This window comes from Microbacterium sp. GW821-FHT01D02, from assembly GCF_059422585.1.
In genome coordinates, this window is the sequence record NZ_JBWKXB010000001.1 from 1,369,533 (window position 1) to 1,390,384 (window position 20,852).

The following is a 20,852-nucleotide window of genomic DNA, read 5'->3' on the forward strand; positions in this document are numbered from 1 at the left end:
TGGTGAACGGGGCACCGGGCTCGGCATGGGCCTCGCTGCGGAGCACGCAGCGAGCGGATGCCGGGGAGCTGACGCTGCTCGGCACCCCGGCGGACGACGACCCGACCCCGCTGAACGCCGCGCACCTGTTCGACCTGGCGTCGCTCACCAAGATCTTCACGACGGTGGCCGCGCTGCGCCTGGTGGACGCTGGGCTGCTCGACCTCGATGCGCCGGTGTCGAGCATGCTCCGCGTCGGCACCGGCGACGGGTCCGCGCGCCTCACGCTCCGCCACCTCCTCACGCACACGTCCGGGCTCCCGGCCGAGGGCGGTGCCTGGCGGACGGGGCTCGCGGGCGAGGAGCTGCGCGCGGCGGTGCTGCGCAGCGGACTGCGTGCCGAGCCCGGCGAGACGCACCTCTACTCGGACGTCGGGTTCATCTCCGTCGGCGAGCTGCTCGAGCGCGTCTCGGGGCAGCCGCTCGCGGGTCTCGTCGCGGACGCCGCGGAGGCGATGGGCGCTGCGACCCTCACCTGGGAGCCGCCCGTCGACCGTGCCGTCGCCACCGAGGTGCAGCCGCATCGCGGCCTCGTCCGCGGAGAGGTGCACGACGAACTGGCGCATGCACTGGGGCGCCCCTCCGGTCACGCCGGGCTCTTCGGGACGGTGCACGACGTCGCCGCCCTCGCGCGCACGATCCGCGACGATGGCGAGGGTGCTGCCGGACGCGTGCTCACGGCCGACAGCGCACGGCTGCTCCGCACGCCGGTCGTCACGGCCGCCGCGGGGTATGACCAGGCGATCGGTCTGCGGGTGCGCGATTCGGCCTGGATGGGGGAGGCGGACGCCGCCGGACACACCGGCTTCACGGGTACGGCCTTCGCCGTGGACCTCGAGTCCGGCGGATACGGGGTCCTGCTGACCAACCGCGTGCACCCCTCGCGGGAGGACGCGGATGTGACGGCGGCACGTCGGGGGTTCTTCGGAGCCGTGTGACCGCAGGCCCGGCCGTGGCAGCCGGCGACGCTGGTCAGCCGGCGATGCGGTTGTCGAGCAGCTCGTGGAGCCATCCGGCCGCGGCGAGGAGCGCGACGCTGCGGCGGGTGAGATCCGCGAGCCGGCGCGTGAGGATGCGCTCGACCTCGTCCGTGTCGGCGTGCGAGCGCACCTCGTCGAGGATGCGGGCGATCGCGGGGATGCCGTAGCCGCCGGACCGGAGCGCGGCCACGATGCGCGCCTCCGTGATGGCGACGGACCCGTAGGAGCGCGCGGATGCCGAGCGGCGGGCGGGATGGACGAGCCCTTCCCTCTCCCAGTGCCGCAGCGCGGATGCGCGGACGCCGAGGGCCTGGGCGAGCTCGCCGATGGTCATCGCGTCGGCGTCGTCGAAGACGTCATCCGCCTCCGCCACGGCGACGTCGAGTCCGCGCAGCGCCTCGCGCACCCGGGCGCGTTCGTCCGCGAGCCCGGCGTGCAGCAGGTCGATCCTCTCGGCGGCCCCCTCGACCGTGCCTCCGATCACGACCGGCATCAGTCGCCGAGCGGGCACCGGGCCGATCGCCGCGGCCAGCGCCCGATACGCCCGCAGCGCCGTCTCGTGCCGCGCTCCGTAGCGTCGATACCCGTTGGGTCCGCGCTCGGCGGGTGGGAGGACGCCGAGCCGCTCCAGGTCGCGCACCTGCTGGGTCGAGTACCCCACGCGTCTGCCGAGCGCAGCCGTCGTCAGCACCTGCTCTTGAGGGTTTGGCATCATGATCCCCGCTTTCTCGGACCCTGAGTCCACATAAGCACGTCAGCTTCACCATTGAAGGATGGAAATGCAGGAGATCATCGAAACGGTCCGTGGCCTCGACGGCGCCCTGGTCGTCGCACCCGAGAAGGGCGACGACGCCCCCGAACTGTCCTGGGGAGACGCCTACTTCTTCCACGCACCCGACGGACGGATGCCGGAGCGCACCCAGCCCTACGGGACGATCATCACGAAGGACTACCCGGACGACACCTCGTCCGCCCTGAGCATCCCCGGCCGTTTCCGGGTGAACATCCACATCGGGAGGGAGCGGGCCGACTCGCTCCCCCTCTCCGACGCCGACCCGACCGCGGTCGATGTCTTCCACCGGCATCCGCTCTACGGCGCGGCCGGCTGGGTGTGCGTGATCGACCCCGCGGGGCGGACGGCGGAGACCGTGCTGGCTCTGCTGCGTGAGGCGCACGAGGCCGCGCGAGCCCGCACCGAACGCCGGGCGAGGTGAGCATGGCGACCCCGCAGGGCATGAGCGAGGCCGACCGGCGGATCGTCGCCGTGTGGGCCGCGGACTGCGCCGAGCACGTGCTGCCCCTGTTCGAGGCGGAGGCCCCGGAAGACGATCGCGCGCGCGACGCCATCGCCCGGACCCGGGCGTTCGCCCGCGGAGAGCTCACGGCCGCGGGCGAGATCCGCCGCCGGTTCATCGCGGGTCGGGCCGCCGGCAGCGCGAGGTCCCCGGCGGGCGTGGCCGCGGCCCGCTCGGCGGCGCAGGCAGCGGGTGTCGCGCACATGGGCGCCCATGCCCTCGGAGCCGCCGCCTACGCCGCGAAGGCCGTCGAGCTGGCGCACCCGACCGCGTCCGGCGCTCGGGCCGAGGAGGTGCGGTGGCAGCTCGACCGCCTCCCTTCCGGAGCCGTCGCCGTCCTCCGGCGGCTTCCGCCGCTCGGCACCGACACCGCCGGCCCGCTCGGGCCCGGGCTCCTCGCCGCCGGCGCGCTCGGCGAGGTCATCCGCGAGATCCAGGCGTGGCTCGAAGCGCAGCCGGTTCCGGATCCGGAGGAGGCAGCGGGAGACGAACCCACGGCGTGACAGCCGACTCGTACGTGCTGAGTCGTTCCGGCCGCGGGCCGGCTTCAGCCGCGATTCAGCGTCGAGCCGCCACACTGGAGGCATGCGGATCCTGGTGGTGGACGACGAGGTGCGCCTGGCCGAGGGCGTGCGTCGGGGCCTCGAGGCCGAGGGCTTCGCCGTCGACGTCGCGCACAACGGCGTCGACGGGCTGTGGCGCGCACGGGAGACGCGGTACGACGCGATCGTGCTCGACCTGATGATGCCGGGCATGAGCGGGTGGAAGGTGTGCGAGGCGCTCCGTGCCGAGGAGAACTGGACCCCGGTGCTCATGCTCACGGCGAAGGACGGCGAGTGGGATCAGGTCGAGGCGCTCGAGACCGGGGCCGACGACTACGTCACGAAGCCGTTCTCGTTCGCGATCCTCGTCGCCCGGCTGCGCGCGCTCGTGCGTCGCGGAGCCGTCGCCCGGCCGGCCGTCCTCGAAGCGGGAGACCTGCGCCTCGACCCCGCCGCGCACCGGGTCTGGCGCGGCGAGACGCCGGTGACGCTGACCGCCCGGGAGTTCTCGGTGCTCGAGTTCCTGATGCGCCACCGCGGCCAGGTGCTGTCGAAGCGCGCCCTGATCGACGGCGTCTGGGACGACGACTTCGACGGCGACCCGAACATCGTCGAGGTCTACGTCGGGCACCTGCGGCGCAAGCTCGACAAGCCGTTCGGACGCGAGGCGATCGAGACCATCCGCGGAGCGGGCTACCGGCTGGCGGCCGACGGTGGCTAGCCGCGGCTGGCGTTCGGTGCGCGGCCGCACCACGCTCGGTGCGACGGTGGTCGTCGCCGTCGCGCTCCTCCTCGGCGCCTTCTCGTTCTACGGCGTGCTCAGCGCCAGCATCCACGGCAGCACGGAGCGCGCGGCGGAGCAGCGGCTGGAGGAGCTCGCCGAACGGGCAGGCGGGCCGGGCGGCAAGGGCGTCGCGGGTGTCGACGCCCTCGACGACGAGATCCTGCAGGTCATCGGACCGGACGGCTCCGTGCGCGCCGCGAGCGAGGACGCGCGGGAGAAGCTCGGCTCCACGCCGCTCCCGGTCGACGACGACCCGCAGACGACGACCGTCGACGGCGACCCCGTCCTCGTCGTCTCGGAGGACCTCGACGACGATCACACGCTCGTGCTCGCCGTCTCGACGGAGGACGATGCCGAGACCCTGGCGACGGTCGCGACCCTGCTGGCCATCGCGCTTCCGCTGCTCCTGCTGCTCGTGGCCGTGACCACCTGGCTCGTCGTCGGACGCGCGCTCCGCCCGGTCGAGCGCATCCGCGAGGAGGTCGACGGCATCACCGCCGAGCGTCTCCACCAGCGCGTGCCCGTGCCCGACACGGCCGACGAGATCGCCGCGCTCGCGACGACCATGAACGGCATGCTCGACCGGCTCGACGCGGCCGCGACCGCGCAGCGGCGGTTCGTGTCGGACGCCTCGCACGAGCTGCGCTCCCCGCTCGCGACCATCCGCCAGCACGCCGAGCTCGCGCAGGCCCACCCCGAGGTGACGAGCATCGGCGAGCTCGCGGAGGTCGTATCGGAAGAGGGACTCCGGCTGCAGGGGATCGTGGAGTCGCTACTGCTCCTCGCGCGCCTCGACGAGGGGGCGAGCACGCACGACGAGGCGGTCGACCTCGACGACATCGCCCTGGGCGAAGTGCGCCGGCTCCGCGCGGCAGGGCTCGACGTCGACGGCTCCGGCATCGGCGCCGCCCGCGTGCACGCCGACCCCCGCCTGCTGGGGCAGCTGGTGCGCAACCTCGCCGACAACGCCGCGCGCCACAGTCGGGGCCGCGTCGCGATCGGAGTGACCCCGGCGGACGGATACGTGTTCGTGACGGTCGAGGACGACGGCACCGGCATCCCCGCCGCGGAGCGGGAGCGGATCTTCGAGCGCTTCGTCCGGCTCGACGAGGCCCGCAGCCGCGACGCCGGTGGCAGCGGCCTCGGCCTCGCGATCGCGCGCGGCATCGCCACCTCCGCCCGCGGGACCCTCACGGTCGACGAGTCGCGCTGGGGCGGCGCGCGCTTCGTCCTCACGCTGCCCGTCGACGCCTGAGTCGGTCGGTCGCGGCTTCCTGAAGAGGTCTTCAGGACGCTTCAGGGAGGCTTCAGCGCCCGCGCGAGACCATCGGGACATGGACGACAAGACACCCACCCCCGACCAGATGCCCGAGAGCACCCCGGATGCCCAGACCGTTCCGGTGACCCCGACGGCGGATGCCTCCACCCCGGATGCCTCCACTCCGGGTGCCGGCGCCGGGCAGCACCCGACCTTCCCCGACGCCGAGCCCGCCCCCGCTGCTGCCTCCGCACCGAAGCCCGGCCGCAAGCGTGCCCTCCTCATCGGCGGCGGCATCGCGGCGGCCGTGGTCCTCGCGGGTGGCGGCATCGCGGTCGGCGCGGCCATCGGCGACGAGTTCGGCGACGACGACCGCGCCTCGATGTCCGACGGCCCCCGCCACGACGCGGATGACCACGGCCAGCGTGACGACGACCGCGGCGACCGTCGGGACGACGACGGGAACGGCCCCGGGAGTGGCCGCGGCCCGGTGACCGGCATCGGCACGGCTTCGGCCGACGAGCTCATCGCGATCGCGGAGGCCGCGCGCGGCGCCGCCGAGGGCGAGGTCACCTCGATCGACGCCAAGCGCGACGGCACCTGGGAGGTGCAGCTGACGACCGCTGCCGGCGACGAGACCGAGGTCCGCGTCGGCAAGGATCTCGCCGCTTCCGTCGTCTCGACCGATGCGGCGGACGGCGACGACACCGGCCCCGCGCTCACGCTGGACGACGAGACGATCCGCGCCCTGGTCGCCGCCGCGCTGGCCGAGGCGGAGGGCATGATCACCGACCTGGATGTCGACGACGACGGTGTGAGCCCCTACGACGCGTCGGTCCTCACATCCGACAACCGCTCGATCGACATCGACTTCGACGCCGACTTCGCGGTCGTCGGCACCGACATCGACTGAGCGACCCGGGGCTCAGCCGGCGACAGCCCGGACCGCGGCGAGCGCCGCCTCCGCCCGGGCGCGGAGGCCCGGGAGGTCTCCGGATGCGACGGCGTCGCCGAGCAACGGGGAGCCCATCCCCACCGCAAGCGCCCCGGCTGCGAGATAGTCCGCGATCTCGTCGGCCCGGACGCCTCCCGTCGGGATCAGCGGGACGTCGTCGAGGGGAGCCCGGACCTCACGGATGAAGCGCACGCCGCCGAGCACTCCCGCGGGGAACACCTTCACCGCGGTCGCCCCGGCCGTCCAGGCGGTCTCGATCTCGGTCGGGGTGGCGGCACCGGGGTACCAGCGCAGTCCGGCCGCGGCCGCAGCGGCGCCCACCGGCAACGACACCGTGGGCGTGACGACGAAGGAGGCTCCGGCATCCGCCGCCATGCGCACGTGGTCGACCGTGCGCACGGTGCCCATGCCCACCTCGGTCGCCCCCGCGGCGACCAGGTCGGCGACCACCCGGGCGGCGCCGGGGGTGTTGGTCGTCACCTCGAGCACCGAGACCCCGGCTTCGAGGAGCGTGTCGCATGCGGCACGCAGATGCGTCCCCGTGCGGTCGCGCACGATCGCGACGATCCGGGTGCTCCGCACTCCGGGACCGGGCTGCAGTCGACTCACCATTCCGCGTGACTCCCGTCCTCGTGACGCCACAGCGGCGAGCGCCAGAGTCCGACGCCGGCGGCCTTGCGCACGGCGGCCTCGTCGACCTCGATGCCGAGTCCCGGTCGGGTCGGCCGTTCGAACCAGCCGTCCTTCACGGTGAGCGGCTCCGTGTCGACGAGATAGTCGAGGAGGTCGGCGCCGTCGTTGTAGTGCACGCCCAGGCTGGACTCCTGCAGGACCGCGTTCGGGCTGGCGATGTCGACCTGCAGGCAGGCCGCGAGGGCGATCGGCCCGAGCGGGCAGTGCGGAGCGAGTCCCACGCCGTGCAGCTCGGCCAGCGCCGCGATGCGTCTGGTCTCGGAGATGCCACCCGCATGCGAGACGTCGGGCTGCGCCAGCGCGATGCCGGATTCGAGCGCGGAGCGGAAGTCCCACCTCGAGTAGAGGCGCTCCCCCGTCGCGATCGCCACGGACGTGCCCGCGCAGAGTTCGCCGAACCGGTAGGTGAGCTCGGGGGCGAGCGGCTCTTCGAGGAAGAGCGGAGCCACGTTGTCCTCCAACGCGCGGCACATGGTCCTGGCGACGCTGACGGTCCAGCGCCCGTGGGCGTCGATCGCGACGTCGCCGCCGGCCATCGCCTCGGAGGCGGAGGCGACGCGTTCGACCACTCCGCGCACGGCATCCCGCGACTCGAGGTGGCGCATCCGGCCGGAGGCGTTCATCTTGACCGCGGTGTATCCCTCGGCCGCACGGGCAGCCGCCTGGGTGGCGACCTCCGCCGGGTCATCCCCGCCGATCCAGACGTAGGCGCGGATGCGGTCGCGCACCGCCCCGCCCAGGAGATCGTGCACCGGCACGCCCAGGACTTTGCCGCGGATGTCCCACAGCGCCTGGTCGATGCCGGAGATCGCGGAGGAGCGCTCGGGACCGCCGCGGTAGAAGCCGCCGCGGGTCATGGTCTGCCAGAGATCCTCGATGCGCGTCGGGTCGGCGCCGATCAGGATCTCGGACAGGGATTCCACCGCCGCAGCCACGACGTCGGCGCTTCCCTCCACGATAGGCTCGCCCCAACCGACCACTCCGTCGTCGGTCTCCATGCGAAGGAACTGCCAGCGCGGGGCCACGCTGAACGTCTCGATCCGACTGATGCGCATCCGGCTCCCTCGCTGAGATGTCTCCCGCGCCGGGTGATCGACGCTAGATAATACTATTATCATAGTATGCACCGCCGGCCTTGTCCGGCAATGCGAGGAAGCAGGGTTGAGCATGGCGACAGTGGCACCTCCAGGGGGAGGGAGCGGCACCGCGAGCGGCGCCGGGACTCTCGACGGCGAAGTGATCCTCGTGACGGGCGGCGCCCAGGGCATCGGCAACGCCGTCGTCCGCGCCGCACGCGCACAGGGCGCGGCCGTCTCGTTCTGCGACCTCGACGCCGCGCGCGTGGACGCCGCGGTCGCCGCCCTCGCCGTCGACGGCCTCGACGTGCACGGCATCGTGGCCGACGTCACCGACGAGGCCGCCGTCACCCGCTGGGTCGAGGCCGCCACGGATGCCCTCGGCGCACCGACCGGCCTGGTCAACAACGCGGGGCGCAACGCCTACAGCGACCCGGCGACGATGACGGTGGACGAGTGGGACGACTTCTTCGACCTCGACCTGAAGGCCTCCTGGCTCTGCGCACGGGCGGTCCTTCCGGCGATGTTCACGGCCGCCGCCGGCTCCATCGTCTCGATCTCGAGCATCCACGCCAAGATGACGATGTCCGGCATGTTCCCCTACGCCGCAGCGAAGGCGGGCCAGCTGGGGTTCACCCGCTCACTCGCTCTCGACGTGGCCGGGCGGGGCGTCCGCGTGAACGCCGTCTCCCCCGGACTCGTGTGGACGCCGCTGTCGGAGACGCACTTCGCCGAGAGGCCGGAGGAGCTCGCCGCCACTCTCGCCGTCCAGCCCATGGGGCGCCCGGCACAGCCCGAGGAGATCGCCGCCGTCGTGTGCTTCCTGCTCTCGCCGGGAGCCTCCTTCGTGAACGGCGCGGACTGGGCCGTCGACGGCGCCTACAGCGCGAGGTTCGCCTGATGGCCGCGCGGCGCGGCCTGCACGGCGTCGTCGTCGACGACCTCGGTCGCCGCATCGTGCACCACGAGATCGTCCCGGGGACGCAGCTGCCGCTGGACGAACTCGGCGAGCAGTACGGGGTGTCCCGCACGGTGGTCCGCGAGACGGTGCGGGTCCTCGAGGCGAAGGGACTCATCGCCGCCCGGCAGAACGTCGGCACGCGTGTGCTCGCCGAGGATTCGTGGCACGCGCTCGACGTCGACGTCCTCCGCTGGCGGCTCTCCGGGCCGGATGCCCAGAGCGCCCGGCAGGACCTCCTCGAGCTGCGATCCGCGGTCGAGCCCACCGCGGCGCGCCTGGCCGCCCTCCGCCGGGACGCCGAGACCGCCGACCGACTCGTCGCCGCGGCGCAGCGCATGCGCGATGCGCTCGGTCCGAAGGACGTCGACGTCTTCACCGCAGCGGATGTGGACTTCCACGCGACGCTCTTCCAGGCCGCGGGGAACCCGCTGATCGCGGAGCTGCTCTCCCTCGTCGGCGCGGCGCTCGACGACCGCATCCAGGTCGTCGCGAGCCACGGCATCTCGGCCGTCGCGGTCGACCTGCACTGCGAGCTCGCCGCCGCCGTCGCGGCGGGAGACGCCGATCGCGCGGCGAGCACCGCCGGCGACCTGATCGTCCGGTCCTACGAAGACTCTCTGTGAGCACACTCTCGTTCGCCGCCGTCGACCTCGCGGACGGCGCACGGGCCTCCCGCCTGCGCGGCACGGAGGAGTGGCTGCATCAGCCGACCGGTGAGCGCACCCTCACGGACTTCACCGCCTCCGCACTGGGGGGCTGGGACGAGATGCTGCCGACCGTCGACGCGTGCCGGGTGCCGCACGGGGACTCCTTCGAGGAGTGGGGCGATCACGGAGAGGCGTGGAACCGACGGTGGTCGGGGCAGGAGGACTCGCACTGGGTCGACGTCCGCGGACTGCGACTGCGCCGCACGATCGTCCCGGAGCCGACCGGCGTGCGGCTCGACTACGAGCTCACCTCCGCGCAGACGCGCCCCGTGCAGTGGGCCGCGCATCCGCAGTTCGTCTGGACCCCCGGCACGACCCTCGAGCTCGGCGCCGCGGTGTCGTGGCGGCGCGTGTACCCGGCGGACCAGAGGCGCACCCTCGGCCCCGAGGTCGACCCGGGTGCGCTGATCGACTCCGCCGCCGGAGCGAAGTGGTGGTCGACCACCCCGATCGACCGGGTCGTGCTGCGGCGGCCGGATGGCAGGGGGCTGCGCCTCCGCTGGGATCCGGCCGAGCTTCCCGCCGTCGCGCTGTGGATCGATCCGGGCGCCTTCGCCTCCGCACCGGTGGTCGCGATCGAGCCCGCGCTCGCACCGTACGACTCCCTCGCGGATGCCGTCTCGGCCGAAGCCGCGCCGATCGTCGGTCCCGGGCGCCCGCTGCACTGGGGGCTGCGCCTCGAGGAGATCGGCTGATCCATCGGAAAGGTGGTGCGAGGCGCCGCCACGCCCCGCGCCACGAGCGTCATCCGGGGATGCCGATGCGACGCTCCCCGGAGCGGAGCTGCTGGATCACGACCGCGATCACGAGCAGGGCGCCCTGGGCCACATTCTGCCAGAAGGTGTTCACGCCGAGCAGGGTCATGCCGTTGGTCAGGACGCCGAGGAGCACGACCGCGAGGATGGTCCCGGCGATCGTCCCCTTGCCGCCCTTGAGCGCGGCGCCACCGAGGGCGGCCGCCGTGATCGCCTGCAGCTCGAGGCCCTCGGAGCCGGAGATCGGCTGACCGGACCCGGTCCGGGCGGTGATCAGGATGCCCGCCACCGCCGCGATCGCACCAGTGACCATGTAGACGCCGATGATGTAGCGGTTGATGTTGATGCCGGCCAGGCGCGAGGCGATGTTGTTGCCGCCGACCGCGTAGATGTTGCGACCGAGCGAGGTGTAGCGCAGCACGACGTGCGCGAGCACCGCGACGATCACGAGCACCCAGATGAGGGTGGGGATGCCGATGATGCCGCCGCGCGCCAGGAAGATGAAGAACGGGTCGGCGCCGGTGTAGCCCTGCGCGCGCCCGTCGGACAGCAGCTGCGCGATCCCCTTGAAGGCCGCGAGCGTGGCCAGGGTGGCGATCACGGGGTTCACCCGTCCGAACACGATGATGCAGCCGTTGACGAGGCCGCACAGCACGCCGATCCCGATCGCGCCGACCACCCCGATCGCGGGGCCGGCGACGGTGAAGATCATCGCCGAGGTCACCGAGGTCAGGCCCGCGATCGATCCGACCGAGATGTCGAGCGCCCCCAGGATGATGACGATCGTCTGGACGACCGCCAGCAGACCCATGATCGAGATCGCCGTGCCGATGACCTTGAGGTTCTGCACGCTGAAGAACAGCGGATTCTGGAGCCCGATGATCGCGACGACGATCACGATGGCCAGGATGAGCGAGAGGTTCTGCACGCCGATCGCGCCGATGGCTCGGCGGAGCGGGGAGAGCGGCCGCGCCTCTGCGGCTGTCGTGTTCGCGACGGTGGTGGTCACGGTGGTGGTTTCCTTTCGGGAGTCGATGCTCATGCGGCGGCCTCTTCGTCCATCGCGAGCGCGAGGATCTTCTCTTCGGTGGCCTCGGTGCGCGGCAGCTCGCCGCTGATGCGCCCGCCGGCCATGACGTAGATGCGATCCGAGACGCCGAGGACCTCGGGCAGCTCGCTGGAGACGACGATGACGGCGACACCCTCGTGGGCGAGGCGGTCGATGATCGCGTAGATCTCGGATTTCGCGCCGACGTCGATGCCGCGGGTGGGTTCGTCGAGGAGGAGCAGCTTGGGTTTGGTCGCGAGCCAGCGCGCCAGCACGACCTTCTGCTGGTTGCCGCCGGAGAGCTTGCCGACGTGCTGCTCGGTGGAGGGGGTGCGGATGCGCAGGGCGTCGACGTACTCCTGCGCGAGGGCGCGCTCGGCGCGGTCCTTCACGAAGATCCAGCGCGAGAGCTGACGCAGCACCACCAGTGCGGCGTTGTCGCGCACCGAGCGCTCCAGCAGCAGCGCCTCGGCCTTCCGCTCCTCGGGCGCGAAGCCGATGCCGGCGCGGATGCTGTCGGCGGGCTGACGGATGCGACGGCGCGTGCCGAGCACCCGGATCTCCCCCGAGTGGAGGGCGAAGTCCCCGGCGATCGTCTTCATCAGCTCGCTGCGACCGGCGCCGACGAGTCCGGCGATCCCGACGACCTCACCCGCGCGAACCGTGAGGTCGATCTCGCTCACGTACTGGTTGGAGACCCCGGCGAGCTCGAGCACGACGTCGCCGAGTGGTGCGGGCTCGCGGTGGAAGAACTGGGTGAGGTCGCGCCCCACCATCATCCGGACGAGCTCGTCGTGGTCCGTCTCGCCGACCAGCTTGGTGCCGACGAACGCCCCGTCCCGCAGGACCGTGATGCGGTCGGCGAGCTGGAAGATCTCCCCCATCCGATGGGACACGTAGGCGATCGCGACGCCCTCGCTCTGCAGCTTGCGGATCAGCGCGAACAGCAGGGACACCTCGTCATCGCCGAGGGACGAGGTCGGCTCGTCGAAGCAGATGATCTTCGGGCGGCTGATCACCGCGCGCATGATCTCGACGATCTGCCGCTGCGCCGGGGAGAGCTCGGAGCCGAGCGTCTCCGCCTTGATGACGCGGTGGAAGCCCCAGCGGGTCAGCTCCTCGCGGGCGCGGGCGAGCAGGTCGCCGCGGCGGTAGGCGAGTCCGCCGAGTGCGCCTACGTAGATGTTCTCGGCGACCGACACCCAGGGGATGATCTCCGGCTCCTGGGCGATGACGCGCAGGCCCGCGGCCCGGGCATCGGCCGGCTCGGCGAAGTGGACGGGCTCTCCGTCGATGAACAGCTCACCGTCGTCGGGCCGGTAGTCCCCGTTGAGGATCTTGAGCAGCGTCGACTTGCCCGCCCCGTTCTCGCCCATCAGCGCGGTGACCTCGCCCGCGCGCAGTTCCAGCTCGACGCCACGGAGTGCTCGCACGACGCCGAAGCTCTTCGTGACACCCGTGGCCCGTAAAACGATCGATTCTTCCGGCACTTCCTCTTCACCTCTCCGTCGTCGGGATGTCGACGCGGGGGCGACCCGTCCGGCCGCCCCCGCGTGTGCAGCCGATCAGGTGCAGACCACGCCCTTGTCCTCCCAGTTGGTCGCGTCCACGATCTCCGTGTTCGCGACCGTCTTGGGGGGCAGCTCCGTACCGTCGCGCAGCAGCGCGATCATGGAGCCGACGGCGGCCTTGCCGACCTCGACGCCGGAGATGAACAGGGCCGACCTGTTGCCGGTCTCCTGTCCGGCGTTCCAGTCCTTGCAGGTCAGGTAGGCGCCGAGTCCGACGCCGGCGATGTCGGCGGGGGCGACGCCCGAGTTCTGCAGCGCCGTCACGACGCCGGTCTCGTTCTCGTCGTTGCAGCCCCAGACGACCCAGTGCTTCACGCCCGAGTTCGCGGTGATGACGGCGCCGGCCTTGTCCTGCGCGTCGGTGGCCGAGTTGTCGGTGCCGATATCGATGACCTTCGGGCCGTCGGCGACGGCCTCCGCGAAGGCTGATGCCGCGCCCTCGACGCGCTCGACGCAGTTCGGCTGGTCCTGGCGGTAGGCGGAGAGGATGCGGGTGTCCGCCGCGGTCCATCCGGCCTCCTGGTACAGGCGCGCGGCTTCGGCGCCGACCTTCTCGCCCATCGACGTGCCGTCGAACCCGGTGAAGGCGGCGGCCGCTCCGGCACTGTCCTCGATCGGGTCGTCGGCGGCCATGATCGGGATCCCGGCCTCATTGGCGAGCTGGATCACCTGCGGGCCGATCTTGCCGTCCGGCACGACGATGATGATGCCGTCGACCTGCTGCGCGATCGCGGCCTCGACCTCGGAGATGGCCTTGTTGGCGTCGGTCCCGAGGTCGACGACGTTGACCGTGACGTCGCCCGCGGCCTTGGCCGCGTCCTTCGCGCCGGTCGCCTCGTCGATGAAGTACTGCTGGTCGCCCTGCTTCTGCAGGAGGGCGATGGTGAGGGCTCCGTCCTTCGCACCACCGGAGGCGGCGGGTCCTTCCGTGGTCTCCTGCCCGGAGGAACAGGCGGCGAGTGCGGCGATGGTCAGTGCCGTGACCCCGGCTGCGGCGAGCCGGAGCCATGCGGGTCGAGCTGCGTGCTGCTTCATCAGCGATCCTTATCTTCTTCGATGCGCCGGCATCGCTGCCGGTGGGATGTGATCCGCTCCTTGCGCGGGTAAACATATAATATGCATAATCGACGGCAACGCAACGAATATTGCCTATTCGCGATTCGAGATGGTGTTCGACGGACGCCTGTACCCCGGCATCGATCAATGGAGAACGACGTGCGCCCGAGACGAGACACAGCATGAGCGCCGAGAACATCGGACGCCGCCCCCTGCGCTCTCGCGCCTGGCTCGGCGAGAACGGGAAGAACGGGTTCATCGCCCGCCATCACCTCCGGCAGTCGGGCCTCTCCGGGCGCCAGTTCGACGGCCGGCCGGTGATCGGGATCGCGAACACCTGGTCGGAGCTGACGCCGTGCAACATCCACCTGAGGGGGCTCGCCGACGCCGCGCGCCGCGGGATCCAGCAGGCGGGCGGCACGGCGTTGGAGTTCCCGGTCCTGTCCCTCGGGGAGCCGTTCATGCGCCCCTCGTCGATGATCTACCGCAACATGATGGCGATGGAGCTCGAGGAGCTCTGCCGCGCCAATCCCCTCGACGCCGTCGTGGTCCTCACCGGATGCGACAAGACGACTCCCGCCGCCCTCATGGCGCTCGCGAGCGTCGACATCCCCTCGATCATGCTCACGGGCGGGCCCATGCTGAACGGCCGGTTCCGGGGTCGTGCCGTCGGCAGCGGCACCGACATCTGGCGGATGACCGAGGGTCTGCGCGCCGGCGAGGTGACGCAGGAGGAGTTCACCGAGTTCGAGAGCTGTCTGAACCGCTCGGCCGGCCACTGCATGACCATGGGAACGGCGTCCACGATGGCGAGCATCACCGAGGCGCTGGGCATGCAGCTGCCGGGCGGCGCCGCGCTCCCCGCGGTCGACTCGCGGCGGCTCGTGCTCGCGGAGGACACCGGAGCCCGCGCCGTCGAACTCGCGCTCGAAGGCCTGCGACCGTCGGCGATCATGACGCGGGAGGCGATCGAGAACGCCCTCGTCGTCAATGCCGCATGCGGGGGTTCCACGAACGCCGTGCTGCACCTGCTGGCCATCGCGGGGCGACGGGGGGTGCCGCTCTCCCTCGACGACATCGACGAGTTCAGCCGCGCGATCCCGCTGCTGGTCGACCTCATGCCGAGCGGCCGGTTCCTCATGGAGGAGTTCGCCTACGCCGGCGGGGTGCCCGCGCTGATGAAGGAGCTCGGCGACCTGCTGCACACCGCGGCGCCCACGATCACGGGCCGCACCCTGGGCGAGAACGTCGCGGCCGCCCGCAACGACGACCCCGAGGTGATCCGGCCGCTGTCGAATCCGGTGCAGCCCGCGGGTTCGGGAACCGCGGTGCTGCGCGGCAACCTCGCGCCGGACGGCGCCGTGATCAAGGTGAGCGCCGCCGAGCCCCACCTGCTCGACCACACGGGCACGGCTCTGGTCTTCGACGATCTCGAGTCGTACCTCGCGGTCGCCGCGGACCCGGATCTGGACGTCACGGCCGACACGGTGCTCATCGTCCGGGGCTGCGGACCGCGGGGGTACCCGGGCATGCCGGAGGTGGGCAACCTGCCGCTCCCGAAGAAGCTGCTCGATCAGGGGGTGCGCGACCTGGTGCGGATCTCGGATGCGCGGATGAGCGGGACGGCATACGGCGCGTGCGTGCTCCACGTCGCTCCGGAGTCGGCGGCGGGCGGCCCGCTCGCGCTCGTGCGGACCGGAGACGCGGTGCGACTGAACGTGGCCGAACGGTCGCTCGACATGCTCGTCGACGACGCGGAGCTGGCGCGCCGGCGGACCGAGCTTCCGGCACCGCCCGCCGCGAGCACGCGCGGCTGGACCCGGCTCTACACCGACCACGTGCTGCAGGCCGACCAGGGCGTCGACCTCGACTTCCTCGTCGGCTCCAGCGGCGACGAACCGTCGCGCAGCCCGTTCTGACCCGAAGGAGCCGTTCCCGTGAACCGCACACTCATCGAAGGCGTCTGCCCCGTCGTGGAGACGCCGTTCACCACGGAGGGCCGGATCGACCTGGCGTCGTTCCGCGTCCTCATCCGGTCACTCGCCGCCGCGGGGGTGCGGAACGTGATGTACCCCGGGTTCGCGAGCGAGTTCTACAAGCTGACGGATCAGGAGCGCGACGAGCTCACCGGCGTGCTGCTCGATGAGGCGCATCGTCACGACATGATCGTGGCGGTGTCCGTGCCCGACCACGCCACCGTCGTCGCCGTCGAGCGCGCGCGCCGCGCCGTCGAGCAGGGCGCCGACATGATCAACATCCTCCCGCCCCACGTGCAGAGTCCGAGCGGCGCCGCCGTCCGTGCGCACATCCGCGCCGTGCTCGATGCGATCGGTTCGACGCCGGCGATCCTGCAGTACGCGCCGGCGCAGACCGGCACCGCGCTCGACGCGACCATCATCGCCGACCTGGCCGCGACGAGCCCGAACCTCGTGCAGGTGAAGGTGGAGTCCGTCCCGCCCGGGCAGCTCATCTCGGCGCTGCGTGAGGCGGCGCCCGCCCTGTCGTGCGTCGTGGGTTATGCGGGCGTGCAGCTCATCGACGCCCTGCGCCGTGGAGCGGTCGGCGTGCAACCCGGCTCGTCGTTCCCCGAGATCTACCTCGCCATCTGGGCCGCCTGGAGCGGCGGCGACCACGAGCAGGCGGCCACGGTGCACGCGCGCCTCCTCCCCTACATCTCGTACTGGATGCAGTCGGTCGAGCTGATCATCGCCGCGGAGAAGGAGATCTCCGCACGTCGCGGCATCCTCGACACCGCGATCTGCCGCGCGCCGGCCCGCGACCTCGACGCCGAGGAGCACGCGATGATCGATCGGTTCCTCGTCGAGTTCGACGATCTCCTCCGACCCGGCTCGAAGGCGATTAGCATTCAAGGATGACGAACACCGATCCGATCGACGACATCTCCATCGGCGGTGAGGTGATCCGCCTCGGGCAGTTCCTCAAGTTCGCCGGCCTCCTCGACTCGGGCGGGGACGCCAAAGAGGTCATCATCGACGGCTACGTCACGGTCAACGGCGAGGTGGATCGTCGCCGGGGACGCCAACTGCGCGACGGAGACCTCGTCTCGTTCGAGGGCCGCACCGTCCGCGTCCGCCCCTGACCGCAGGCCTCAGCGGCTGTCCGACGGAAGCACGCTCCGAACCGTGACCACGATCACCGCGACGAGGAGCCCGACGATCGCCACGTCGGCGGCGATGTACGCGTAGTGCGCCCAGTTCGTGCCCGGCGCCTCGGCCCCGGCGATCACGAGATCACTGCGCTGGTTCAGCACCGGCCGGATGACGATGACCTCGATGAGGAAGACCACCCAGATCGCGCCCAGGATGCCGAGCATCGTGCGCCCCGCCCTCGCCCGCACGCTCACGAGCGTGAGCGCGATCAGGACGACGCCGGCGAGCACGTTCAGCGCCGTGAAGACGAGCCGCCCGATCCCGAGGCCGATCGGGATCGTCACCCCGGGTGCGAGGAACTTCAGCGGCGCCTCGAGGAACGAGATCGCGATGATCGCACCGAGCAGGAACGCCGGCAGCAGCAGACGGAGGGCGGTGGTCGTGCGCGCCATGGAAGTCACGAAGTCCTCATCTCCCGCTCATCGCCGGTGCTTCGACGCTACTCCGACCGGATGCGTTCGCGGCGCCTGACGGCCGGAGAAATGCGACTGGCCGTCACAGCCACTCGATCACCTGCTCCACGAGGATCGCGCAGCCGATGACGATCATGGCGATGCCCGCGAGTCGCGTGACCAGGGCGCTCGCCCGCGGCCGGGTCCGCAGCAGCCGACGCGCGAGCAGTCCGACCGTCGTGTAGACGATCGCGATGTTGAGGATGTGGAGCCCGCCGAGGGCGAGCATCTGCGCCGTCGAGGACCATCCGTCCGGGCTGGTGAACTGCGGCAGCAGGGCGAGCAGGAGCAGCAGACCCTTGGGGTTGATGCCGCTCACCCCCGACCCGCGGAGGAACTGCGCCCAGCCGCTGCTCGCGATCGGTTCGCCGCTCTCGGCGATGGGCGCGGGCCGGCTGGCGAGCGTGGTGCCGCCGAGGAACACGAGGTAGAGGGCGCCGACCACGGTCAGGGTCGTGAGAGTCACCGGGTAGGCGGTGACGAGGGCACCGAGACCCACCGCCACGGCGACGATCACCACGATGTACCCGGCGATCATGCCGAGGATGGAGGGCGCGATGGAACGGGCCCGGAGTCCGGCGGAGATCGCGTACGCCCAGTCGGCGCCCGGCGTCAGCGCGAGCATCGCGGCGACGACCCAGAACTGCATGACCAGGGTGATGTCCATCGGTCCTCCTCAATCCGAGGAAGAGACTACGAAGAATCCGGCGAGAGGTGCTTCGATTCTTCGTCTGATCATGCCTTCGACGTGCAAGAATTGTCGCCATGGATGCGCTTGACCGGGAGATCCTCTCGCTGCTGCAAGATGACGGCCGGATGAGCGCCACGAACCTGGCCGCGCAGGTCGGTCTGAGCCTCTCCGCCTGCCATCGCCGACTCAAGGAGCTGGAGCAGTCCGGCGCGATCGAGCGTTACCGCGCGGTGGTCGCCCCCGCGGCCGTCGGACTCACGTTCGAGGCCATCGTCTTCGTCACGATCGGCCGCACGGACAAGGACACGATCATCGCGTTCGAGGAGGCGGTCGTGTCCATCCCCGCCGTCGTCGAGGCGCAGCGCCTGTTCGGCGACCCGGACTACATGCTGCGCATCCTCACCCGCGACATGGGCTCGTACCAGGAGCTGTACGACAACACGCTCGGAGCTCTCCCCGGCGTGCAGCGCCTCACGTCGACCATGGTGATGAAGCGCCTCGGAGCCGACCGCGCGGTCCCGATCCCCTGAGACGCGCGGCCGGCCGTCAGCCGCGATTCCAGTGCCGGAGCTTGTCCGGGTTGCACACGACCCAGACGCTCGACAGCAGCCGGGCACGCGCTTCGGCGGTCACAGCAGCGACCACGACGTCCTTCCGGGAGAGGACGAAACCCGGCACCCCGTTGATCGATGCCACGGTGGCCGACGTCTCGTCCGCCGACACCGCGACCAGGGCGGCCGCGGCGGCGAAGCGCCCCTCCACGGGGGTCGTCGGCACGGTCACGAGTCCTCCGCCGTCGATGATCGCGACCGCGTCCGGGCGGAGGATGTCACGGATCGCGCACTCATCCGCCGCCACCATCGCGTCCGCGAGGTCCTGCATCATGCGCCGGTCGGGGGCGCCATGACGTCTCCGGCGCAACCACGCCGGGTACTGCCTCGGGATCATGCGCCGACCGCGGCGACGTGGCTGAGCTTGTGCGGACTCATCACCCAGAGGAGCTGGAGGATGCCCTCGTCCGACGTCGTCACGGTGACGACCGTGGTGACCTCGCCGTTCTCGGTGAGCGTCGCCGCCGGCTGCCCATTGACGTGCACCCAGTCGATCGACTTGCCGGTCCAGAAGTGATGCGCGAACGCCGCGACGAAGGTCGCGACCCGCCCCCGCCCGATGACCGGGATCCGTGCCGCGAGCTTCACCCCGTTGCCGTCCGTGTAGCTGACGACGTCCTCGGCGAAGAGCTTCTCGAGCTCGTGTGCATCGCCCTTCTGCGCGGCGATCAGGAACGCCTCGAGAAGTCGGCGCTGCTCCGACGGCTCGACCGTCGTCTGGCGCGCAGAGGCCAGATGCCCTCGCGCTCGGCTGACGAGCTGCCTGGCGCTCACGACGCTCGACGAGATCACTTCGGCGATGCGCGGATACGGATAGTCGAAGGCCTCACGCAGGATGTAGGCGGCACGTTCGGTGGGTGTCAGCTTCTCGAGGGTCAGCAGGATCGCGAACTGCAGCGCTTCGGCGCGCTCGGCCCCGAGCGCCGGATCGGCGTCCGTGTTCACGGGCTCGGGGAGCCACGGGCCGATGTACGTCTCGCGCCGCGTGTGGGCGGACTGGAGAACGTTGATCGAGAGTCTCGTCGCGATCGTCGCCAGGAACGCCGCCGGTTCCGCCACCTGAGCCCGATCGGTGTTCTGCCATCGGATCCAGGTGTCCTGGACGATGTCCTCGGCATCGGCCACGGTGCCCAGCATGCGGTAGGCGATCCCGAACAGACGGCGGCGCTGCGCGGCGAAGACGTCCACCGCATCGTCGAGGTCGGCGGGCTGCCGGCCGGAATCGCTCCTGGAGTTCACTCGTCCGGTCTCCTTCTCCTGCGTGTGGCCAACGTAGCGCTTTCCCTCGGAAGCTCAGACCGCGCAGCACGCCGATCCGTGACAGGGCGACGACAGCTCTGTCACACGCGCCCCGCCACCCCGGTCATACCTGTAGGCGCCGCACGGACGCCGTCCCCATCGAAAGGCTTGGAAATGGCAAAGATCGTCGTCATCGGAGGAACGGGCCTCATCGGCTCGAAGGTCGTCGCGAAGCTCGCCGAGCACGGCCACGAGGCCGTCGCGGCATCGCCCAACACCGGCGTCAACTCCCTCACCGGCGAAGGGCTCGCCGAGGCCCTGGCCGGCGCGAGCACGGTCGTCGACGTGTCCAACTCGCCGTCGTTCGCTCCGGCCGACGTGCTCGAGTTCTTCACCACGTCGACCCGCAACCTGCTGTCCGCCGAGGCCGCGGCCGGGGTGACCCATCACGTCGCCCTCACGATCGTGGGGACGAACCGGCCGCAGAGCATCCCCTACTTCGCGGCGAAGGTCGCGCAGGAGCAGCTCATCCGCGAATCCGGCATCCCCTACTCCCTCGTGCACGCCACGCAGTTCTTCGAGTTCGTCGGCAGCATCGCCGACATCTCGACCGAGGGCGACACGGTGAGCCTTCCCGGCGCTCTCATCCAGCCCATCGCCGCGGAGGACGTCGCCACCGCGGTGGCGCGCGCTGCGGCGGGCGAGCCGGCCGGCGACGTCGAGATCGCGGGTCCCGAGGCGTTCGGCATGGATGAGTTCGCGCGCCGCGCGCTCGCGTTCCGCGGCGACCCCCGCACGGTCGTGCGTGACGACACGGCACCCTACTACGGCGCCCGGATCGAGGAGCGCACCCTCATCCCGATCGAGGGGGCGCACATCTTCGAGACGCGCCTCGAGGAGTGGCTGCCGCTGAACCCGCCCCGCAAGTAGCCGAACCCTGCGCGGGGCGTACCGTGTCGACACGGTACG

The 20,852-nt window shown here is 71.4% G+C and carries 24 protein-coding genes; 14 read left to right on the plus strand and 10 right to left on the minus strand.

Annotated features, from left to right (window positions below):
• The first annotated feature begins 2 nt into the window (after nt 1–2).
• Entirely contained in the window at nt 3–977 is a 975-nt protein-coding gene (locus AC07VM_RS06775; protein ID WP_494910463.1) for a serine hydrolase domain-containing protein, read from the plus strand.
• Nucleotides 978–1,011: 34 nt separating this feature from the next.
• Here the strand turns inward: AC07VM_RS06775 and AC07VM_RS06780 are convergent, their stop codons facing one another.
• Entirely contained in the window at nt 1,012–1,731 is a 720-nt protein-coding gene (locus AC07VM_RS06780) for a MerR family transcriptional regulator (RefSeq protein ID WP_494910464.1), read from the minus strand.
• Nucleotides 1,732–1,798: 67 nt separating this feature from the next.
• On the opposite strand from AC07VM_RS06780, the gene AC07VM_RS06785 reads away from it, so the two are divergent.
• The 5 genes from AC07VM_RS06785 (at nt 1,799) to AC07VM_RS06805 (ending at nt 5,811) form a co-directional block, all read left to right on the plus strand.
• Nucleotides 1,799–2,233 carry a DUF6194 family protein gene (locus AC07VM_RS06785; protein WP_494910465.1) on the plus strand — a complete coding sequence of 145 codons (435 nt, stop codon included), beginning with the start codon at nt 1,799–1,801 and terminating at the stop codon, nt 2,231–2,233.
• Between the two features lie 2 nt (nt 2,234–2,235).
• Entirely contained in the window at nt 2,236–2,817 is a 582-nt protein-coding gene (locus AC07VM_RS06790) for a putative immunity protein (protein WP_494910466.1), read from the plus strand.
• Nucleotides 2,818–2,899: 82 nt separating this feature from the next.
• Nucleotides 2,900–3,577: a response regulator transcription factor gene (locus AC07VM_RS06795; protein ID WP_267416443.1), complete on the plus strand. Its 678-nt coding sequence runs from the start codon at nt 2,900–2,902 to the stop codon at nt 3,575–3,577.
• Nucleotides 3,570–4,895 (plus strand): sensor histidine kinase, encoded by a 1,326-nt coding sequence (locus AC07VM_RS06800; protein ID WP_494910467.1) that lies wholly within the window; start codon nt 3,570–3,572, stop codon nt 4,893–4,895. The genes AC07VM_RS06795 and AC07VM_RS06800 overlap by 8 nt, the downstream gene beginning before the upstream one ends.
• A 79-nt stretch (nt 4,896–4,974) precedes the next feature.
• Complete coding sequence (locus AC07VM_RS06805; protein ID WP_494910468.1) at nt 4,975–5,811, plus strand: hypothetical protein; 837 nt, start codon at nt 4,975–4,977, stop codon at nt 5,809–5,811.
• Between the two features lie 12 nt (nt 5,812–5,823).
• Here the strand turns inward: AC07VM_RS06805 and AC07VM_RS06810 are convergent, their stop codons facing one another.
• Nucleotides 5,824–6,465: a bifunctional 4-hydroxy-2-oxoglutarate aldolase/2-dehydro-3-deoxy-phosphogluconate aldolase gene (locus AC07VM_RS06810; RefSeq protein WP_494910469.1), complete on the minus strand. Its 642-nt coding sequence runs from the start codon at nt 6,463–6,465 to the stop codon at nt 5,824–5,826.
• The gene (dgoD, locus tag AC07VM_RS06815; protein ID WP_267416447.1) at nt 6,459–7,601 is read right to left on the minus strand and encodes a galactonate dehydratase; all 1,143 of its coding nucleotides are present in this window, start codon (nt 7,599–7,601) and stop codon (nt 6,459–6,461) included. The genes AC07VM_RS06810 and dgoD overlap by 7 nt, the downstream gene beginning before the upstream one ends.
• Before the next feature lie 112 nt (nt 7,602–7,713).
• On the opposite strand from dgoD, the gene AC07VM_RS06820 reads away from it, so the two are divergent.
• From AC07VM_RS06820 to AC07VM_RS06830, 3 genes are read left to right on the plus strand one after another with little or no spacing between them, the layout of a single operon-like run.
• A complete protein-coding gene (locus AC07VM_RS06820; protein WP_494910470.1) occupies nt 7,714–8,523 on the plus strand; it encodes an SDR family NAD(P)-dependent oxidoreductase in 810 nt (269 codons plus the stop codon).
• Nucleotides 8,523–9,206, plus strand: a complete 684-nt coding sequence (locus tag AC07VM_RS06825) for a FadR/GntR family transcriptional regulator (protein ID WP_494910471.1) — start codon at nt 8,523–8,525, stop codon at nt 9,204–9,206. Before AC07VM_RS06820 ends, AC07VM_RS06825 begins: the two co-directional genes overlap by 1 nt.
• Nucleotides 9,203–9,985 (plus strand): aldose epimerase family protein, encoded by a 783-nt coding sequence (locus tag AC07VM_RS06830; RefSeq protein ID WP_494910472.1) that lies wholly within the window; start codon nt 9,203–9,205, stop codon nt 9,983–9,985. Before AC07VM_RS06825 ends, AC07VM_RS06830 begins: the two co-directional genes overlap by 4 nt.
• 49 nt (nt 9,986–10,034) lie before the next feature.
• Here AC07VM_RS06830 and AC07VM_RS06835 read toward each other — a convergent pair whose 3' ends face one another.
• The 3 genes from AC07VM_RS06835 to AC07VM_RS06845 form a co-directional block, all read right to left on the minus strand.
• A complete protein-coding gene (locus tag AC07VM_RS06835; RefSeq protein WP_267416451.1) occupies nt 10,035–11,087 on the minus strand; it encodes an ABC transporter permease in 1,053 nt (350 codons plus the stop codon).
• Nucleotides 11,084–12,583 (minus strand): sugar ABC transporter ATP-binding protein, encoded by a 1,500-nt coding sequence (locus tag AC07VM_RS06840; RefSeq protein ID WP_494910473.1) that lies wholly within the window; start codon nt 12,581–12,583, stop codon nt 11,084–11,086. The genes AC07VM_RS06835 and AC07VM_RS06840 overlap by 4 nt, the downstream gene beginning before the upstream one ends.
• Nucleotides 12,584–12,658: 75 nt before the next feature.
• On the minus strand, nt 12,659–13,699 hold the full coding sequence (locus tag AC07VM_RS06845; RefSeq protein WP_494910474.1) for a substrate-binding domain-containing protein: 1,041 nt from the start codon (nt 13,697–13,699) through the stop codon (nt 12,659–12,661).
• A 203-nt stretch (nt 13,700–13,902) separates the two neighbouring features.
• Between AC07VM_RS06845 and AC07VM_RS06850 the strand changes: the two genes are divergently transcribed.
• Genes AC07VM_RS06850 through AC07VM_RS06860 form a run of 3 tightly spaced genes read left to right on the plus strand, consistent with a single transcriptional unit; the run spans nt 13,903 to nt 16,820 of the window.
• Nucleotides 13,903–15,639, plus strand: coding sequence for an IlvD/Edd family dehydratase (locus AC07VM_RS06850; protein ID WP_494910475.1), 1,737 nt, complete (start codon nt 13,903–13,905; stop codon nt 15,637–15,639).
• 18 nt (nt 15,640–15,657) lie between these two features.
• Nucleotides 15,658–16,596 (plus strand): dihydrodipicolinate synthase family protein, encoded by a 939-nt coding sequence (locus tag AC07VM_RS06855; RefSeq protein ID WP_494910476.1) that lies wholly within the window; start codon nt 15,658–15,660, stop codon nt 16,594–16,596.
• Nucleotides 16,593–16,820 carry an RNA-binding S4 domain-containing protein gene (locus tag AC07VM_RS06860; protein ID WP_267416456.1) on the plus strand — a complete coding sequence of 76 codons (228 nt, stop codon included), beginning with the start codon at nt 16,593–16,595 and terminating at the stop codon, nt 16,818–16,820. Before AC07VM_RS06855 ends, AC07VM_RS06860 begins: the two co-directional genes overlap by 4 nt.
• A 9-nt stretch (nt 16,821–16,829) precedes the next feature.
• Here AC07VM_RS06860 and AC07VM_RS06865 read toward each other — a convergent pair whose 3' ends face one another.
• Both AC07VM_RS06865 and AC07VM_RS06870 read right to left on the minus strand, forming a co-directional pair.
• On the minus strand, nt 16,830–17,282 hold the full coding sequence (locus tag AC07VM_RS06865) for a hypothetical protein (RefSeq protein ID WP_494910755.1): 453 nt from the start codon (nt 17,280–17,282) through the stop codon (nt 16,830–16,832).
• Between the two features lie 103 nt (nt 17,283–17,385).
• Nucleotides 17,386–18,009 carry a LysE family translocator gene (locus tag AC07VM_RS06870; RefSeq protein WP_494910477.1) on the minus strand — a complete coding sequence of 208 codons (624 nt, stop codon included), beginning with the start codon at nt 18,007–18,009 and terminating at the stop codon, nt 17,386–17,388.
• Between the two features lie 98 nt (nt 18,010–18,107).
• Between AC07VM_RS06870 and AC07VM_RS06875 the strand changes: the two genes are divergently transcribed.
• The gene (locus AC07VM_RS06875; protein WP_267416459.1) at nt 18,108–18,563 is read left to right on the plus strand and encodes an Lrp/AsnC family transcriptional regulator; all 456 of its coding nucleotides are present in this window, start codon (nt 18,108–18,110) and stop codon (nt 18,561–18,563) included.
• A gap of 16 nt (nt 18,564–18,579) precedes the next feature.
• Here the strand turns inward: AC07VM_RS06875 and AC07VM_RS06880 are convergent, their stop codons facing one another.
• Both AC07VM_RS06880 and AC07VM_RS06885 read right to left on the minus strand, forming a co-directional pair.
• Complete coding sequence (locus tag AC07VM_RS06880; protein WP_494910478.1) at nt 18,580–18,981, minus strand: sigma-70 family RNA polymerase sigma factor family protein; 402 nt, start codon at nt 18,979–18,981, stop codon at nt 18,580–18,582.
• Nucleotides 18,978–19,883, minus strand: coding sequence for an RNA polymerase sigma-70 factor (locus tag AC07VM_RS06885; protein ID WP_494910479.1), 906 nt, complete (start codon nt 19,881–19,883; stop codon nt 18,978–18,980). Before AC07VM_RS06885 ends, AC07VM_RS06880 begins: the two co-directional genes overlap by 4 nt.
• Before the next feature lie 174 nt (nt 19,884–20,057).
• Between AC07VM_RS06885 and AC07VM_RS06890 the strand changes: the two genes are divergently transcribed.
• Nucleotides 20,058–20,813: an SDR family oxidoreductase gene (locus AC07VM_RS06890; protein WP_494910480.1), complete on the plus strand. Its 756-nt coding sequence runs from the start codon at nt 20,058–20,060 to the stop codon at nt 20,811–20,813.
• Nucleotides 20,814–20,852: the final 39 nt, after the last annotated feature.

Excerpts from the sequence above, each read along its gene's own strand:
- AC07VM_RS06780 (WP_494910464.1), bottom strand. The coding sequence starts at position 1,731 with ATGCCAAACCCTCAAGAGCAGGTGCTGACGACGGCTGCGCTCGGCAGA.
- AC07VM_RS06785 (WP_494910465.1), top strand. The coding sequence starts at position 1,799 with ATGCAGGAGATCATCGAAACGGTCCGTGGCCTCGACGGCGCCCTGGTC.
- AC07VM_RS06790 (WP_494910466.1), top strand. The coding sequence starts at position 2,236 with ATGGCGACCCCGCAGGGCATGAGCGAGGCCGACCGGCGGATCGTCGCC.
- AC07VM_RS06795 (WP_267416443.1), top strand. The coding sequence starts at position 2,900 with ATGCGGATCCTGGTGGTGGACGACGAGGTGCGCCTGGCCGAGGGCGTG.
- AC07VM_RS06805 (WP_494910468.1), top strand. The coding sequence starts at position 4,975 with ATGGACGACAAGACACCCACCCCCGACCAGATGCCCGAGAGCACCCCG.
- AC07VM_RS06810 (WP_494910469.1), bottom strand. The coding sequence starts at position 6,465 with ATGGTGAGTCGACTGCAGCCCGGTCCCGGAGTGCGGAGCACCCGGATC.
- dgoD (WP_267416447.1), bottom strand. The coding sequence starts at position 7,601 with ATGCGCATCAGTCGGATCGAGACGTTCAGCGTGGCCCCGCGCTGGCAG.
- AC07VM_RS06820 (WP_494910470.1), top strand. The coding sequence starts at position 7,714 with ATGGCGACAGTGGCACCTCCAGGGGGAGGGAGCGGCACCGCGAGCGGC.
- AC07VM_RS06825 (WP_494910471.1), top strand. The coding sequence starts at position 8,523 with ATGGCCGCGCGGCGCGGCCTGCACGGCGTCGTCGTCGACGACCTCGGT.
- AC07VM_RS06835 (WP_267416451.1), bottom strand. The coding sequence starts at position 11,087 with ATGAGCATCGACTCCCGAAAGGAAACCACCACCGTGACCACCACCGTC.
- AC07VM_RS06845 (WP_494910474.1), bottom strand. The coding sequence starts at position 13,699 with ATGAAGCAGCACGCAGCTCGACCCGCATGGCTCCGGCTCGCCGCAGCC.
- AC07VM_RS06850 (WP_494910475.1), top strand. The coding sequence starts at position 13,903 with ATGAGCGCCGAGAACATCGGACGCCGCCCCCTGCGCTCTCGCGCCTGG.
- AC07VM_RS06860 (WP_267416456.1), top strand. The coding sequence starts at position 16,593 with ATGACGAACACCGATCCGATCGACGACATCTCCATCGGCGGTGAGGTG.
- AC07VM_RS06865 (WP_494910755.1), bottom strand. The coding sequence starts at position 17,282 with ATGGCGCGCACGACCACCGCCCTCCGTCTGCTGCTGCCGGCGTTCCTG.
- AC07VM_RS06870 (WP_494910477.1), bottom strand. The coding sequence starts at position 18,009 with ATGGACATCACCCTGGTCATGCAGTTCTGGGTCGTCGCCGCGATGCTC.
- AC07VM_RS06875 (WP_267416459.1), top strand. The coding sequence starts at position 18,108 with ATGGATGCGCTTGACCGGGAGATCCTCTCGCTGCTGCAAGATGACGGC.
- AC07VM_RS06880 (WP_494910478.1), bottom strand. The coding sequence starts at position 18,981 with ATGATCCCGAGGCAGTACCCGGCGTGGTTGCGCCGGAGACGTCATGGC.
- AC07VM_RS06890 (WP_494910480.1), top strand. The coding sequence starts at position 20,058 with ATGGCAAAGATCGTCGTCATCGGAGGAACGGGCCTCATCGGCTCGAAG.